Source organism: Paraburkholderia sp. UCT70 (genome assembly GCF_050434085.1).
Classification (GTDB): Bacteria; Pseudomonadota; Gammaproteobacteria; order Burkholderiales; family Burkholderiaceae; genus Paraburkholderia; species Paraburkholderia tuberum.
In genome coordinates, this window is sequence record NZ_JBNPVZ010000002.1 from 397,825 (window position 1) to 414,107 (window position 16,283).

At 63.6% G+C, this 16,283-nt stretch carries 10 protein-coding genes; 3 read left to right on the plus strand and 7 right to left on the minus strand.

Features of this window, described 5'->3' with window-relative positions; all coding sequences use genetic code 11:
* Positions 1–64: 64 nt before the first annotated feature.
* Complete coding sequence (locus tag OKW41_RS04150; protein WP_429571666.1) at positions 65–712, minus strand: FMN-binding negative transcriptional regulator; 648 nt, start codon at positions 710–712, stop codon at positions 65–67.
* A gap of 344 nt (positions 713–1,056) precedes the next feature.
* On the opposite strand from OKW41_RS04150, the gene OKW41_RS04155 reads away from it, so the two are divergent.
* Both OKW41_RS04155 and OKW41_RS04160 read left to right on the plus strand, forming a co-directional pair.
* A complete protein-coding gene (locus OKW41_RS04155) occupies positions 1,057–2,475 on the plus strand; it encodes a DUF1254 domain-containing protein (RefSeq protein ID WP_429571667.1) in 1,419 nt (472 codons plus the stop codon).
* 213 nt (positions 2,476–2,688) lie between these two features.
* On the plus strand, positions 2,689–6,459 hold the full coding sequence (locus OKW41_RS04160; RefSeq protein WP_429571668.1) for a DUF748 domain-containing protein: 3,771 nt from the start codon (positions 2,689–2,691) through the stop codon (positions 6,457–6,459).
* Positions 6,460–6,602: 143 nt separating this feature from the next.
* Here OKW41_RS04160 and acnA read toward each other — a convergent pair whose 3' ends face one another.
* The 6 genes from acnA to OKW41_RS04190 form a co-directional block, all read right to left on the minus strand.
* A complete protein-coding gene (acnA, locus tag OKW41_RS04165; protein ID WP_429571669.1) occupies positions 6,603–9,317 on the minus strand; it encodes an aconitate hydratase AcnA in 2,715 nt (904 codons plus the stop codon).
* 42 nt (positions 9,318–9,359) lie between these two features.
* The gene (locus OKW41_RS04170) at positions 9,360–10,811 is read right to left on the minus strand and encodes a bifunctional 2-methylcitrate dehydratase/aconitate hydratase (protein WP_429571670.1); all 1,452 of its coding nucleotides are present in this window, start codon (positions 10,809–10,811) and stop codon (positions 9,360–9,362) included.
* 24 nt (positions 10,812–10,835) lie between these two features.
* On the minus strand, positions 10,836–11,339 hold the full coding sequence (locus OKW41_RS04175; RefSeq protein ID WP_429571671.1) for a hypothetical protein: 504 nt from the start codon (positions 11,337–11,339) through the stop codon (positions 10,836–10,838).
* A gap of 101 nt (positions 11,340–11,440) precedes the next feature.
* On the minus strand, positions 11,441–12,628 hold the full coding sequence (prpC, locus tag OKW41_RS04180; protein ID WP_429571672.1) for a bifunctional 2-methylcitrate synthase/citrate synthase: 1,188 nt from the start codon (positions 12,626–12,628) through the stop codon (positions 11,441–11,443).
* Positions 12,629–12,681: 53 nt separating this feature from the next.
* Positions 12,682–13,698, minus strand: a complete 1,017-nt coding sequence (locus OKW41_RS04185; protein ID WP_429571673.1) for an HpcH/HpaI aldolase/citrate lyase family protein — start codon at positions 13,696–13,698, stop codon at positions 12,682–12,684.
* Positions 13,699–13,889: 191 nt separating this feature from the next.
* Positions 13,890–14,873, minus strand: a complete 984-nt coding sequence (locus tag OKW41_RS04190) for a malate dehydrogenase (protein ID WP_090808272.1) — start codon at positions 14,871–14,873, stop codon at positions 13,890–13,892.
* A gap of 539 nt (positions 14,874–15,412) precedes the next feature.
* Between OKW41_RS04190 and OKW41_RS04195 the strand changes: the two genes are divergently transcribed.
* A complete protein-coding gene (locus OKW41_RS04195) occupies positions 15,413–16,213 on the plus strand; it encodes a GntR family transcriptional regulator (protein WP_429444906.1) in 801 nt (266 codons plus the stop codon).
* Positions 16,214–16,283 lie beyond the last annotated feature (70 nt).

The following is a 16,283-nucleotide window of genomic DNA, read 5'->3' on the forward strand; positions in this document are numbered from 1 at the left end:
CATCGTGAATCCAGTATTGACCTTCCCATGACGGGAAGGTCAAGGCCGGATTATGCGGCCGTCGTCAGAACGCCGGCGGCGCATCGAGCATCGCCTGTCCCACCGCCTTCTGTTGATCGCCGTCGCGCGCGAGCAGCGTTTGCGCGGCGCCGCGCCGGTCTTCGGCCGCCTTGTTCTGCCCGAGCTTCCATTTGCCGACGAGCCGCGTTACCTCGATCTCGATACCGACGATCGCGCCGAGCATCTGCGCGATGTAGTCGGCGGGCGCGTCGCCCATCTTCCATGGCGCCGGCTCGCCGGCTTCCATCTTGCGCGTGAGTCGCGCGACGAGACCGCGCACGAACGATTCATCGTCATGCACCACGATCCTGCCATGTGCATGCACGACCATATAGTTGTAGGTCGGCACCTGCTTGTGCGTTTCGTGTTTGCTCGGATACCAGCTCGGGGAAATATAGGCGGTCGGCCCCTGGAAGATCACGAGCGCTTCGGGATGGGTCGCGGCTTCCTGCCAGACGGGGTTCGCCCGCGCGACGTGCACGCGCAGCACCAGACGTGCCGAATCCGCCGCATCCGCCTGGGCCTCGAACGGCAGATGATTCGCATCGAGCCCGTTGGGGCCGTGCGTAATCAGCGCGCCGAACGGGTGCTCGGCGATCAGGCGATGAAGAACCTCTGGACGGTTCTCTTCGAAATGGGCGGGCATGTACATTGAAGTATTCCGAATGCAGGACGACGAAAGAGTGGAGGCGAACGGCCCAGCTGGCGGATCGACGAATGCGCGAATCAAAAAAGCATGGCGCGCTCGCGCGAGCCGTTGGCGCGGGAACATAATGTGACAGCGACGCCGATTGTCACATCGGTGACGCGCCTGCGCGCTGTTAGCCACAATTCCCTGCTTTGTGCTTGCCTGGCTAGCAAGGATACGATACAACGCGGTGTTGTCGGAATCGCAATCCGCGGACTCGCTGCGCAGTGTTTCGGGAGAACCGCGCATGCACCAGGCGCTGCACACCGGCATCCCCCATAGGACTGCACGTTCCGCACTCTGAACGAATGATAAAAAATCTCCGAGAACTGTTTTTGCTTCAACGAACCTGCGCGTCGCTCGCGGGTCTGGCACTGCTGGCCAGCTGTGCGTCGACCCCCACCGCGACGCAACAACGCACCGGCTGGATCAAGGACGAAGTCGCCGACTCCTACGTATTCGGCTATCCGCTCGTGCTGATGAGCGCCGCGCGCGATGCGGCGGTCGGCACCGAGCCGGGTCAGGCGCCTTTCAACACGCTGCGTCACGCGCAGGCGCTGCCGCCGATCGGCGCGACCAATCCGCCGCAGCCGAGCCTCGACACGCTCGACTCGACCGGCTGGCTCGACCTTGCCGCCGAGCCGGTGATCCTGGCGCTACCTGATTCGCATGGCCGTTACGTCGATGCGCGCGTGCTCGACATGTGGACCAACGTCGCGTGGTCGACCGGGCCGCAGTTCGCCGCGGGCACGGGCACCGCGAAGGGCTTGCGCGCGCAGACGATCGCGTTCGTCGCACCGGGCTGGAAGGGCGAGCTGCCGAAGGGCGCAAAGCGCGTCGAAGTGCCGACGCGCAACGCATGGATCAGCGTGCGCATCCAGTCGAACGGCGCGCGCGATCTGAACGCGGTGCGCAAGCTGCAGCACGCGATCCGTCTGAAGCCGCTGAGCATGTTCGTCGGCGACGCGGAGCCGGCGGTGCCGCCGCGCGGTTACGCAAGCGGCGTCGCGGGCCCGAGCGGCACGCCGGCGCAGCAGGTCGCCGCGCTCGACGCGAGCGGCTTCTTCGGCCGTCTCGCCGACGCGTTGCCTGACAATCCACCGACACCGGCCGATCCGCACGCGCTCCAATTTCTCGCCGACCTCGGCGTGACGCCGGGCGATCCTGTGACGCTGCCGAAGTCATCCGATGCGCTCGCGGCCGGTCTCGCCGACGGTCGCGATCGCGTCGCGACGCCGCCGTCGAATCTGCTGAGCGCGAACGGCTGGAGCTGGTTCGGCGATGCCGTCGGCAACTACGGTCCCGACTATGGGTTGCGCGCGTATGCGGCGAGCACACAGTTGGGCCTCGGTACGAAGGACGACGAAGTACGCGCGTTCGTCACGCAGGACAGCGACGGCAACACGCTGAACGGCGCGAATCGCTATGTGATCCACTTCGCGGCGAACCAGCTGCCGCCGGTGCGCGGTTTCTGGACGATCACCGCGTATACGAAGGATGGCGCGCTGAGCGAGAACGCGCCGGCGCGGCTCGCGGTTGGCGATCGCAATGGCGCGCGCCGCAATCGCGATGGTTCGCTCGACGTGGTCGTGTCTTCGACGCGCAGCCGGACCGGTAACTGGCTGCCCGCACCGCGCGCGGACATGCAACTGTTGCTACGCCTGTATGCGCCGAAGCCGCAAGCCACCGACGGCAGCTGGCAGCCGCCCCCGGTCGTGCGGCAATGATGTGAACGGCGCGTGGGCAAACCGCGCGCCGTCCGGTTTCATTATCTAACGCTCGCGAAAATCTCGTTCGCGGGAAAGCCAGTCAGTCAGCAGCACGAATCGTCAAGGCGGGCCTGACATTCCTGTCTAACCATTGATTCACGCCTTATACTGCCGCTTGCGGGATCTCTGTTTTTCGCGGCGGGCTTGCCGCCGCATTCCTCCACATCGAGCATGGCAAGCCTCAATAAAGCATCGTTAGCCTCCTCCATACAGACCGTGCGCGCAGTCGCGCAGTCGCGCCGTACGCGACGGATTCTCGTCGGTCTGCTGATCTTCGTCGTCCTGTTCGGCCTGCTCGGCTTTTTCGCGGCGCCGCCGCTGATCCGCCACATCGCGAGCCAGCAACTGAGCAAGCAGCTCGACCGGCCGGCGTCGATCGGCCGCATCGCGCTCAATCCGTACACACTGCGTTTCGAGGCCGACAACGTGCATATCGGCGAGCGCGGCGGCTCGGGCGACTTCGTCGATATTTCGCGGCTCATCGTGAAGCCGTCGTGGAGTTCGCTGTTTCGCGGCGCGCCCATCGTCGACGAAGTGCAGGTCGATTCACCGCGCTTTCATATCGTTCGCCTCGATGCGCAGCACTTCAATTTCAGCGACCTGATCGAGAAATTCGCGAATCAGCCGGCAAAACCGAATAGCAAGCCGACGCAGTTCTCCGTCTCCAACATTCGCGTCGAAAACGGCCAGATCAGGTTCGACGACCGGCTGCTCGGCACGAGCCACGTGATCGATCAATGGAAGCTCGGCATTCCGTTCATCGCGACGCTGCCGTCGAAGACCGATATCTTCGTCGAGCCGCTGCTGCGCGCGCGTCTCGACGGTGACAGTCAGCTCGCGATCGACGGCAGGACCAAGCCGTTCGCGGCGTCGCGCGAGTCGGAAGTGTCGCTGCGCTTCGACGAGCTCGACGTGCCGAAGCTGGTGTCTTACGCGCCGTCGAAACTGCCGGTGATCGTGCAGTCGGGCAAGCTGTCCACCGACCTGAAGCTGAACTTCGAGATGTCGAACGACACGCCGTCGCTGCGCGTCGCCGGCACCGTCGATCTGAACGACGTCAACGTGCAGGATCAAGGCAAGGCGCCGTTTTTCGCGGCGCGCGCCGTGCATGTGGCGGCGGCATCGCTCGAACCGTTGAAGAGCATCTATCACTTCGACGATATCCGCATCGACGCGCCGAGCGCGAGCCTCGCGCGCGACAAGGACGGCGTATTGAGCGTCGAGCATATGTTCGCGCCCGCGCCGGAAAAAATCGCGGCAAAGGAAACCGCGGACGCGAATGCCAACGCCAAAACCGCCGCCGCCGAAAAGGCGGCCCCGCCGTTCGACGTCGCGATCAAACGTTTCACACTCAACGACGGCACCGTGAACGTACACGACGAAGCCGCGTCGCATCCGGTAGAAGCCGGGCTGCAAAACCTCGCGGTTACGCTGACCGATTTCTCGACGCTCGCGTCGGCGCCAGCGCACTACACGCTGAACACGAACCTGAAAGACGGCGGCGGTTCGCTCGCCGCCGACGGCACGGTCGGCCTCGCGGCGAAGACGGCGAGCGCGAAGCTCGATCTGAAGTCGTTGAAGCTGCCGCCGTTGCAGCCGTATCTGGATACCGCGACGTCCGCGCAGGTGCTCGACGGCGCGTTGTCCGCGACGACGAATATCGACGCGAACTGGTCGAAGTCGCCGATGGCGCTGACGGTCGCGGACACGCAGCTGGACATGCAGGCGGTGAAGCTCGCGGCGCGCGGCGGCAAGACGCCGGTGATCTCGCTCGCGCAGGGTAACGTGGTAGTCAAACGGGTCGACGTCGCGGCGCGCACGGCCGACGTGACGAGCGTAGACGTAACCGGTCTCGCGGTCGACGCGCAGCGCCTGAAGGACGGCACCATCAATCTGAATGCGCTCGCGGGGGCGCATCAACAGGCGACGGAGCGCACGGCGATCCACGCGGCGAAACAAGCGCACGCCGAAGGCCCCGCATGGCGCTACAAGATCGCCGAATTGACGCTCAAAGACGCGACCGCCGATTTCACCGACAACACGACGCCGCAGCCGGTCAAACTGAGCTTTACGCCGGTGCAGCTGAAGGTGCGGCAGATCAGCGACGACTTGGGCCGTCCGCTGCCGGTCGACCTGCAAGCGACGTTGAACAAAAAGGGCACGCTCGCTGTGAAGGGCGACGTGACCGCGACGCCGCTAAAGCTGGCTGTCAAGATCAACGCGAACCAGCTCGACGCGGCCGCGTTCGAGCCGTACTTCGGCAGCAACCTGAACGCGACGCTCGCGAGCGCGCTGCTGAACGCGAACGGCGATCTCGCGGTCACCCAGGCTAAGTCGCTGAAAGCGAACTTTCGCGGCGACATGGCGCTCGTCGCCGTGCGCATGCTCGACAAGGTGACGTCGGACCCGTTCGCGGGCTGGGGCTCGCTCGCGCTGTCGAACCTGAAGGCCGACTACGACGAGCACGGCACCGTCGTCGACGCGGGCCGCGTGACGTTCTCGAAGTTCTATGGGCGTGTACTGCTCGACGCGCAAGGCAAGCTGAATCTGAAGGATGTGGTCGCGCACGAGGGCGGTACGACGCAGTCGCTGACGCGCGACAAGAGCGGCTCGCACCCGATTCCGCTGACGCCCGAGGCGGTGTCCGAGGCAGTCGCGGCGTCGGCGCCGGTCGCGGCATCTGCTGCAACGCCCGGCGAGCCTGCCGCCACGGCCGTCGCCAGCCCCACGGCCCCGAGGCCGCCAGCAAACCCGGTCAAGATGCACGTCGGGCAATTGGTGTTGCAGCAGGGCCGCGTGACCTATACCGACAACTTCGTCAAGCCGAACTACACGGCGAACCTCGTCGCCATTCAGGGCACGATCGGCGCGTTCGGTACGGAATCGACGACGCCCGCGCCGGTCGACGTGGCCGCGAAGCTCGCGGCCAACGGTCCGCTGACGATCCGCGGCACCATTAATCCGCTGATCGCGAAACCGGCGCTCGATCTGACCGCGACCGCGCACGACATCGAGCTGACCAACCTGACGCCGTATTCGGCGAAATACGCGGGCTATCCGATCACGAAGGGCAAGCTCAACGTCGATCTGCATTACAAGCTCGAGAACGACCAGCTGAATGCGAACAACCACCTGTTCATCGATCAGCTGACGTTCGGCGATCACGTCGACAACGACACCGCGACCAAGCTGCCGGTGCGTTTCGCGATCTCGCTGCTGAAGAACTCGCGCGGCGAGATCGACGTGAACCTGCCAGTGTCGGGCTCGTTGTCGAACCCCGAGTTCAGCATCGGCGGGCTGATCTGGCATGCGGTGCTCAATCTGCTCGAAAAGGCGGTGACCGCGCCGTTCTCGCTGATCGCGCACGCGTTCGGCGGCAATGGTGAGGACCTCGGTTACGTCGAATTCGAGGCCGGCTCGGCGACGCTCACCGATGCGGACAAGCAGAAACTCGACACGATCGTGACGGCACTCACCGACAAGCCGTCGATCCGCATGGACCTGATCGGACGCGTCGATCCGAAGGTCGACGAGCCGGCGCTGCGCACGCAGTACGTCGATCAGATGGTCAAGCGGCAGAAGATCAAGGACGCGGTGGGTAACGGCGAGAGCGTCGATCCGTCGACGGTCACGGTCGATCAGCAGGACTACGACAAATATCTGACCAAGGCCTACAAGTCCGCCGACTTCAAGAAGCCGCGCAACTTCATCGGTATGACGAAGACGCTGCCCGACGACGACATGAAGGGCGCGCTCGCGGCCAACGCACCGATCGACGACGCGAGCTTGCGGCAACTCGCGCAGCGGCGCGCGCAGAGTGTGCAGCAGTACCTGGAAGGCAAGATCGACAGCAGCCGCGTGTTTATCGTCGCGCCGAAGATGAATGCCGACGACATCAAGGACAAGGGTGCGACGACGCGGGTCGATTTCGGCTTGAAGTGATGGAGGAGTCGCGGCGCGTGAGCCGTGGCGTTCGGCGAGCCGATAAAAAAAGCCCGACCTCAGGTCGGGCTTCAAAGTCGGCTGCGCCCTCCACAGGACGCAGCCCCTGCAAAACAGCGAGGCTGTATGCGTTGCCGCGAGGCTTAAGCAGCCAGCAGCGAGCGCAGCACGAACGGCAGAATCCCGCCGTGCTTGTAGTAGTCGACTTCGATCGGCGTGTCGATACGCAGCAGCACCGGAACGCGCTTGTCGCCGTCCTTGCCGTGGATCACGAGCGTGACTTCCTGTTGCGGCTTGAAGTCGTCGCCGAGGCCTTCGATGTCGTACGTTTCTTCGCCGGTGATGCCGAGCGACTGCACGCTATCCGAGCCCTTGAACTGCAGCGGCAGAACGCCCATGCCGACCAGGTTCGAACGATGGATCCGCTCGAAGCTGCGTGCGACCACAGCCTTCACGCCCAGCAGTTGCGTGCCCTTGGCCGCCCAGTCGCGCGACGAGCCCGTGCCGTACTCTTCGCCCGCGAACACGACGGTCGGCGTATTGGCGTCGATGTACTTCATCGCTGCGTCATAGATGGACAGCTGTTCGCCGCTCGGCTGGTGAATCGTCAGGCCGCCTTCGACGCGCGAGCCGTCCGCCTTCGCCGGGATCATCAGGTTCTTGATACGGACGTTCGCGAACGTGCCGCGCATCATCACGTCGTGGTTACCGCGCCGCGAGCCGTAGCTGTTGAAGTCGGCCTTTTGCACGCCGTTTTCCTTCAACCAGCGGCCTGCTGGCGAGTCTTCCTTGATCGAGCCTGCCGGGCTGATGTGGTCGGTCGTGACCGAGTCACCGAAGATGCCCAACGCGCGTGCGCCCTTGACCGGCGCGATGCTGGAAGCCGGCGTCATCGAGAAGTCCTTGCCGAAGAACGGTGGCTCGGCGATGTAGGTCGACTTCGGCCAATCGTAGACCTGACCTACTTCGCCCTCGATCTTGCTCCACAGGTCGCCCTTCTTCGTGAGCTGGGAGTAGTTCTTGCGGAACGCGTCGGCATCCAGCGCGTACTTCAGCAGCGCGTTGACTTCTTCGCTGGTCGGCCAGATGTCGCCGAGGTAGATGTCGTTGCCGCTCTTGCCCTTGCCGACCGGCTCGGTCATCAGGTCGCGCGTGATGTTGCCGGCGATCGCGTACGCGACGACGAGCGGCGGCGACGCGAGGAAGTTCGCGCGGATGTTCGGGTGAATCCGCGCTTCGAAGTTACGGTTGCCCGACAGCACGGCTGCCGCGACGATGTCGTTCTTCGTGATCGCTTCGTTCAGTTCCGGCGTCAGGTCACCCGAGTTACCGATACAGGTCGTGCAGCCGTAAGCGGCCAGCGTGAAACCGAGCTTGTCGAGGTACTTCAGCAGGTCAGTTTTCGTCAGGTACTCGGTGACGATGCGCGAGCCCGGAGCGAGCGAAGTCTTGATGTGCGGCGCGACGGTCAGGCCAGCCTCGACAGCCTTCTTCGCGAGCAGACCGGCGGCCAGCAGCACGCTCGGGTTCGACGTGTTCGTGCACGACGTGATCGCGGCGATCAGCACGTCGCCGTTCTTGACGTCGACGCCGTTGCTGGTCGTATATTGCGCGTCGAGATCGGCGGCCTTCTTCGCAAAGCCGTTTTCAGCGACCGGCTTCGAGAACAGGTCCGTGAAGGTCGACTTCACGTGGCCGATCTCGATGCGGTCCTGCGGACGCTTCGGGCCTGCCAGCGACGGCGCGACCGTCGCGAGATCCAGCGTGACGACCTTCGTGTAATCGATATCGCCTTCGCCCGGAATGCCGAACAGCTCCTGCGCCTTGAAGTAGTTTTCGAACGCGGAGATTTCCGCATCCGTGCGGCCCGTGCCGCGGAAGAAGTCGATGGTCTTTTCGTCGACCGGGAAGAAGCCCATTGTTGCGCCGTATTCCGGCGCCATGTTGCCGATCGTCGCACGGTCCGGCACCGAGAGCGAGCGCGTGCCTTTGCCGAAGAACTCGACGAACTTGCCGACAACCTTCTCCTTGCGCAGCAGTTCGGTGATCGTCAGCACGAGGTCGGTCGCCGTCACGCCTTCGATCAGCTTGCCCTTCAGGTGCACACCGACGACGTCCGGCGTCAGGAAGTACACCGGCTGGCCGAGCATGCCTGCTTCGGCTTCGATACCGCCCACCCCCCAGCCGACCACGCCGATGCCGTTGATCATCGTCGTGTGGCTGTCCGTGCCGACCAGCGAATCCGGGTAGTACACGGTGTCCGCGCCGTCGGCCTTCTTGTGCACGCCGCGCGCGAGGTACTCGAGGTTCACCTGGTGAACGATGCCGACGCCCGGCGGCACGACCTTGAACGTGTCGAACGCCTGCATGCCCCACTTCATGAACTGATAGCGCTCGTTGTTGCGCTGGAATTCCAGCTTCATGTTCAGGTCGAGCGCGTTCTTCTCGCGGAAGTGGTCGATCTGCACCGAGTGGTCGACGACCAGATCGACCGGCACCAGCGGCTCGATCGACTTCGGGTTCTTGCCGACGGCCTTCGCGACGCCGCGCATCGCGGCGATGTCGGCGAGCAGCGGCACGCCGGTGAAGTCCTGCAGCACGACGCGCGACACGACGAACGGAATTTCGTCGACGCGCGCCGCGGTCGGCTTCCAGTTCGCGAGTTGCGTGACATGTTCTTCGGCGACTTTCTTGCCGTCGTAGTTGCGCAGCACCGATTCCAGCACGATACGGATCGAGACCGGCAGGCGGTCGATCTTGAGGTTCAGAGCCTTGCCGAGTTGCGGCAGGGAGTAGAACTTGCCTTTGCCGGAACCGCTGTCGAATTCCTTGAGCGTTTTGTGGAGGTTGTGGGCCATGGTGTTTTCCTTGGTTTGGATCGCGGAACTACAGTACTCAACCTAGATGACGTACAGATCGACGTATTCATTGACCGGCGTCGCTTCGAGCTTGGCCTGGTCGAGCGATACGTCGAGAATCGCCAGATGTTGCTTGACCGGAAAGCGCCGCGCGAGGTTGGTCTTGAACTTCTCGACCAGCAACGGAATACCGTCTTCACGACGGCGCTTATGACCGATCGGGTATTCGACTACGACTTCACCGAACTTCGACCCGTCGTTGAATTCGATCGCCAGTGCGTTGGCGATCGAACGCTTTTCCGGGGCGTGATAGTCCTTCGTGAACTGTGGGTCTTCGACGCATTCCATCTTCGCGCGCAATGCATCGATACGCGAGTCCTGCGCGACTGAATCTTCGTAATCGGCAGCCGTCAGACGGCCGAAAATCAGCGGCACCGCGATCATGTACTGGATGCAATGATCACGGTCAGCCGGATTGTTCAGCGGACCCTGTTTATCGATGATGCGAATCGCCGCTTCGTGCGTGCGGATCGTGATGCGGCGAATGTCTTCGACGCGCCGGCCCTGCGCGGCGAGCTGCACATGCAGCGCGAGCGCGGCTTCCACGGCGGTTTGCGCGTGGAACTCGGCCGGAAACGAGATTTTGAACAGCACGTTTTCCATCACGTACGAGCCGTACGGACGCTGGAACTGGAACGCGTTGCCGTTGAACAGCACGTCGTAGAAGCCCCACGTTTTCGCGCTGAGCACCGACGGATAGCCCATCTCGCCGGTCTTCGAGATCAGCGCGAGGCGCACGGCGCGCGAGGTCGCGTCGCCGGCGGCCCACGATTTGCGCGAACCGGTGTTCGGCGCATGACGGTAGGTGCGCAGCGCCTGCCCATCGACGAGCGCCTGCGATACCGCGTTGATCAGCTCGTCGCGCGTAAGGCCGATCAGCTGGCCGACCACGGCGGTCGACGCAAGCTTGACGAGCAGCACATGATCGAGCCCGACCTGGTTGAACGAGTTCTCGAGCGCGATGCAGCCTTGAATTTCGTGCGCCTTGATCATGGCGATCAGGACGTCTTTCATCGTCAGCGGCGCTTTGCCGGCTGCGATGGCGGTGCGCGAGAGCCAGTCGGCCGTCGCGAGAATGCCACCGAGGTTATCGGACGGATGGCCCCATTCGGCGGCTAGCCAGGTGTCGTTGAAATCGAGCCAGCGGATCATCGCGCCGATGTTGAAGGCGGCCTGAACCGGGTCCAGCTGGAACGACGTGCCCGGCACCTTCGCGCCGTTGGGGACGATCGTGCCTGCCACGATCGGTCCCATCAGCTTGGTGCAGGCTGGGTAGGTAAGCGCCTCGAGTCCGCAACCGAGCGTGTCGATCAGGCAATGACGCGCGGTTTCCAGCGCGAGCGCGCTGTCGATCCGGTAATCCAGCACGTAGTCGACGATCTCGACCAGGACGGCGTCCGGGGCGGGTCGTACGTTGGAGATCGGGGCGGACATTGGGGGCTTCCCTGGCGGCGAAAATCAGTTGCCGGTCTTGTTGATCGCGTTCGATTGCGTTGCAGCCGGCGCGCCCTGTTCCATGGCGACCGTCTTGCACTCGTCCGCGAGACGCGAGCTGTCCTTGTCCTGGAACAGCATGGCCTTCGTCGGGATCACGACGAGGTCCATACCGGATGCTGCGTCGTGGAAGCGGTCGGCGCCCGTCGTGGTCGCTTCGCGCGGCAGGTTGTAGTTCTTGTTCGCCCAGTGAACCACGACGATCTGGTCGCGCTTCATGTCACCTTTCATTTCGAAAGCAAGGCCATCCTTGCACGACCACTTTTCCGCGCCTTCGGGAGTCGGATCGACCTTCGCTTCCTTCGCCGGATTCGCCTTGCGCTTGATCAGGCGGCGCGGCTCCGGGCGCTTTGCGACAGCCTTCTTCGTGGTGGTGGTGGCCGTGTCCGCAGCGGCGGCGTCAGTCGCGACGGTCAGCATCGTCGTGGACAGGGCGCCAATCATGGCGGCGATCATCAGCTTTTTCATGGAGAAAACCTTTCTATCAAAATCAGTTAAACAGTGCGCGGACGACCGGTCCGGCGGCCGCGTGGGTTGAACTGCACGCGCTGTGGAGCGCGCAGCGATCACTATTTTCTCCTATTTAGCGGCACGTACTTTAAATTCTCGGGTCCGGTGTAATTCGCGCTCGGCCGGATGATCTTGTTGTCGACGCGCTGCTCGATGATGTGCGCGCTCCATCCTGCCGTACGCGAGATCACGAACAGCGGCGTGAACATCGCGGTCGGCACGCCCATCATGTGGTACGACACCGCGCTGAACCAGTCGAGGTTCGGGAACATCTTCTTCGCGTCCCACATCACCGATTCGAGCCGCTCGGCGATCGAGAACAGTTTCGTGTTGCCCGCTTCCTTCGACAGCTTCTTCGCGACTTCCTTGATGATCTTGTTGCGCGGGTCCGAGATCGTGTAGACCGGATGGCCAAAGCCGATCACGACTTCCTTGTTCTCGACGCGGCGGCGGATGTCGGCTTCGGCTTCGTCAGGCGTCTGGTAGCGCGACTGGATTTCGAACGCGGCTTCATTGGCGCCGCCGTGTTTCGGGCCGCGCAGCGCGCCGATCGCGCCGGTGACCGCCGAGTACATGTCCGAGCCCGTGCCCGCGATCACGCGGCCGGTGAACGTCGACGCGTTGAACTCGTGCTCCGCGTACAGGTTCAGCGACACGTGCATCGCATCGACCCACGCCTTCGACGGCTCGACGCCATGCAGCAGATGCAGGAAATGCCCGCCGATCGAATCGTCGTCGGTTTCGACCTCGATGCGCTTGCCGTTGTGCGAGTAGTGATACCAGTACAGCAGCATCGAGCCGAGCGAGGCCATCAGTTTGTCGGCGATCTCGCGCGCGCCGGACAGATTGTGGTCATCCTTCTCGGGCAGCACGGTGCCGAGCACCGACACGCCGGTGCGCATCACGTCCATCGGATGCGCGGCGGCCGGAATCCATTCGAGCGCGGCCTTCACGTTGGCCGGCAGGCCGCGCATCGACTTCAGCTTCGTCTTGTACGCGGTCAGTTCGGCCTGCGTCGGCAGCTTGCCGTGAACCAGCAGATAAGCGATCTCCTCGAATTCGCACGCCTCGGCGATGTCGAGAATGTCATAGCCGCGATAGTGCAGATCGTTGCCGGTCTTGCCGACCGTGCACAGCGCGGTGTTGCCCGCGGTCACGCCCGACAGCGCGACGGATTTCTTTGGTTTGAAGCCGCTTTGCGTTTCGTTGTCGCCTGTTGCGCCAGCGGCTTGCGTCGTCTCGCTCATGTTCCGCCTTCTCCTGTGTGCCGGCTCATCCTGCCGTTTGAAAAACGCGTCGCTTATGCCACAGACTGTCCGTTGGCGCCCACTTGCGCAAAAAGCGGCGCCGCTTCTTGTGGAACAGCGCGGCCGGTGGTTTGCGCGCGGCGCAGCACCGACCAGTAATAGCGGTAGCTCGCGCGGTCGTGTAGCGTATCGCCATGACGCGTCGGGCCCCAATGCGCGGACTGCGCGGCCAGCAGGATTTCGGTGGCCGTTGCGATTTCTTCGTCGCGCGGCGCGAACGCGGCGACGATCGCCTCGATCTGCGCGGGGTGGATGCTCCACATGCGCGTGTAGCCGAACTCGTTGCGGGCGCGCTGTGCGTCGTTCGCGACCACGCTCATGTCGCGCACTTCAGTGCTGACGTTGTGCGACGGCACCTTGCCGAACGCATGGCAGGCCGCCGAAATCTCGAGCTTCGCGCGCCGCACGAGCGGATGATCGAATTGGCCCGGCGAGCGCATCGCGGTATCGGGGATCGCGCCGTCGTGCGCGGAGACGAAGTCCATCAGGCCGAAGCTCAGCGCCTCGACGCCCGGCAGCGCGGCGAGTTCGAACACACGCGTAAGCGCGCCGTGGGTTTCGACCAGCAACTGCACCGGCACCGGCTGCGCGAGGCCGAGCTCGCGCCGCGTCGCCTCGATGAACGCGATCATTTCGGCGGCATCGTGAACATTGCGGATTTTCGGCAGCGTGATGTAAGCGGGTGCTCGCTTTGCGGCGCGCAGAATGAGGCGTACGTCGTCGCGCCAGTGCGCGTGAGCGAAGTCGTGGATGCGCACGCCGACGCGGCCGAAGCGGTCATGCTCGCTGCCCAGTAGCGATGCGACCAGTTCCGCGTGCTCAGCCTCGCGGCCGACCTGCGCGCCGTCTTCGCAATCGAGCGTGATATCGAACACCGGGCCGAGTTGCTGCTGTAACGCGAGCGACTTCAGCATCAGCTTTTCGCTGCCCGCGTAGTGATCGCAGGCAGGCAGCACGGCGGGCGGCGCTTCGCCCTCAAACAGCACTTCGGCGGGTGTGAGAACGCGCATCTTCGGCGTGTGGGGCGTGGTGAGGATTAAGGATGTCGGATTCGGGCGTGCTCTGCGCGAGTGCCGTCGGGCAACGGCAAAGCACGTTCGAATCAGAGGCGAATGGCGATGATCGCACGGCCATTCACACGAAAAAAACCGGAACCCGCCGCGCTGACGCTTCGGAGTTCCGGTTCATCGGCATGAGATGCTTAGCCGAGCAGGTGCTGAACGCCGTCGCGCTCTTCCAGCAGTTCCTGCAGCGTGCCGTCCATCTTTTCGCGCGAGAACGCGTCGATTGCCAGACCTTCGACGCGCTTGTACTCGCCGTTTTCGCAGGTCACGGGCACGCCGTAGATGATGTCTTCGGGGATGCCGTACGAGCCGTCCGACGGGATGCCCATCGTGACCCACTTGCCGTTCGTGCCGAGCACCCAGTCACGCACATGGTCGATCGCAGCGTTAGCCGCCGATGCCGCCGACGACAGGCCGCGCGCTTCGATGATCGCCGCGCCGCGCTTGCCGACGGTCGGGATGAACGTGTTGCGGTTCCATTCTTCGTCGTTGATCAGCTTGGTCAGGTCCTGACCTTCAGCCGTTGCAACGCGGAAGTCGGGGTACATGGTCGGCGAGTGGTTGCCCCACACCGCGAGCTTTTCGATCGACGCGACCGGCTTGCCCGACTTGGCGGCCAGTTGCGACAGCGCGCGGTTGTGGTCCAGACGGAGCATCGCGGTGAAGTTCTTCTTCGGCAGATCCGGCGCCGACTTCATGGCGATGTATGCGTTCGTGTTGGCCGGGTTGCCGACCACCAGAACCTTCACGTCGCGGCTGGCGACGTCGTTCAGCGCCTTGCCCTGAACCGTGAAGATTTCGGCGTTGGCCGACAGCAGATCCTTGCGCTCCATACCCTTCGAACGCGGACGCGCGCCGACGAGCAGTGCAATGTCGGCGTCCTTGAACGCGACCTTCGGGTCGTCCGTGATCACGACGCCCGACAGCAGCGGGAATGCGCAATCATCCAGTTCCATCACGACGCCTTTGACGGCGGCTTGCGCTTGCGGCAGATCGAGCAGTTGCAGGATCACCGGCTGGTCCTTGCCGAGCAGGTCGCCATTGGCGATGCGGAATAGCAGGGAGTAAGCGATTTGACCTGCGGCGCCGGTGACGGCAACGCGCTTTGCGGGCTTAGCCATTGAGAAATCTCCAGGACGATGCGTTAGACGCTAGGGAAAACGCCATTCTATATGCGCGTTCAGCGTAGCGTTATGAAACACGGCGGAATTCACTGTTCGCGTGCGGGCTCGGAATTGCCGAGACCGGGTGGCGCGCTGCGGCAAGACCGCCGTGCCGGAAAGCTGTACTGCGGAGCGGGACGGGATGGCCCAGGGCTTACGCCGGGCCGGGGCCGCAACTGCACGGTGCGGGCTCCTGCAAACAGCGCGTTTCGGCAAGCATCGGGCCAGCGGGTGCAACACGGAGACAGCGCGCGAATGCAACGGATGGCGGCGAATCGAAACCTGGACTGCGTAGGGGACGGCATGGTGCAGAGTGGCTGCCGGAGCGTCGCGGCGCTGCATCAAACAGCCGCCCCAAAATCCCGCAAACCCTTGCTCGACAAGGAGTGTAGGAGTCGAAACAGACAAAGTCAACAGTATCTTATGTCTTATATAAGACACATCTATCGCGGGGAAAACCCTAGACGTGTCCCAGCCCTTTATGATGAAATGCGCGCATGAATTCGAACCCGGCGAATCCTGTGAACCCGAATGGCCAAGGGGCCGCCGGCGAAGGCGTATCCGCTGTTTCCGCTGCCGCGTCGCCTACCTTCAGCCCCTTATATCAGCAGATCAAGGGCTTGATTACGCAGAGCCTTGAAAGCGGCGAATGGAAGCCGGGCGAGATCATTCCTAGTGAAGTCGAACTGGCCGCCCGTTTCAAGGTGAGTCAGGGTACGGTGCGCAAGGCGATCGACGAACTCGCCGCCGACAACCTGCTGGTGCGCCGCCAGGGCAAGGGCACATTCGTTGCAACGCACAACGAAGAGCGCGCGCAGTTCCGTTTCCTGAGATTGCTCGCCGACGACGGCGCCGAGCATCCGCACGTGAGCCGTCTGCTCGAATGCCGGCGGCTGCGCGCATCGGCGGAAATCGCGCGGCAGCTCGATCTGAAGCCAGCCGATCCGGTCGTGCTGATCAAGCGTCTGCTGCAGTTCGACGGCGAAGTCACCGTGCTCGACGAAATCTGGCTGCCCGGCGTCGTGTTCCGCGGGCTCACGCTCGAGCGGCTGTCGGAGTACAAGGGTCCCCTCTACGCGATGTTCGAGACGGAATTCGGTACCCGCATGATTCGCGCGACGGAAAAAATCCGCGCGATCGCGGCGGAGCCTTCCGTGGCGGACCTGCTGCATGTGCCGGCGGGTTTTCCGTTGCTGTCGGTCGAGCGCGTGTCCTATACCTATGGGGACCGGCCGGTCGAAGTCCGGCGAGGTTGGTATGTCACAACCGGGTATTACTATCAGAACGACCTGAGCTGAATCGGGCTTAAACGAGGCGCGGCGTCCCACACGCGTGCCGATCGGAAGGCGCTTTCAATGCGCGCGCGGC

Excerpts from the sequence above, each read along its gene's own strand:
- OKW41_RS04160 (WP_429571668.1), top strand. The coding sequence starts at position 2,689 with ATGGCAAGCCTCAATAAAGCATCGTTAGCCTCCTCCATACAGACCGTG.
- OKW41_RS04170 (WP_429571670.1), bottom strand. The coding sequence starts at position 10,811 with ATGTCCGCCCCGATCTCCAACGTACGACCCGCCCCGGACGCCGTCCTG.
- OKW41_RS04155 (WP_429571667.1), top strand. The coding sequence starts at position 1,057 with ATGATAAAAAATCTCCGAGAACTGTTTTTGCTTCAACGAACCTGCGCG.
- acnA (WP_429571669.1), bottom strand. The coding sequence starts at position 9,317 with ATGGCCCACAACCTCCACAAAACGCTCAAGGAATTCGACAGCGGTTCC.
- OKW41_RS04195 (WP_429444906.1), top strand. The coding sequence starts at position 15,413 with ATGAATTCGAACCCGGCGAATCCTGTGAACCCGAATGGCCAAGGGGCC.
- prpC (WP_429571672.1), bottom strand. The coding sequence starts at position 12,628 with ATGAGCGAGACGACGCAAGCCGCTGGCGCAACAGGCGACAACGAAACG.
- OKW41_RS04175 (WP_429571671.1), bottom strand. The coding sequence starts at position 11,339 with ATGAAAAAGCTGATGATCGCCGCCATGATTGGCGCCCTGTCCACGACG.
- OKW41_RS04190 (WP_090808272.1), bottom strand. The coding sequence starts at position 14,873 with ATGGCTAAGCCCGCAAAGCGCGTTGCCGTCACCGGCGCCGCAGGTCAA.
- OKW41_RS04150 (WP_429571666.1), bottom strand. The coding sequence starts at position 712 with ATGTACATGCCCGCCCATTTCGAAGAGAACCGTCCAGAGGTTCTTCAT.
- OKW41_RS04185 (WP_429571673.1), bottom strand. The coding sequence starts at position 13,698 with ATGCGCGTTCTCACACCCGCCGAAGTGCTGTTTGAGGGCGAAGCGCCG.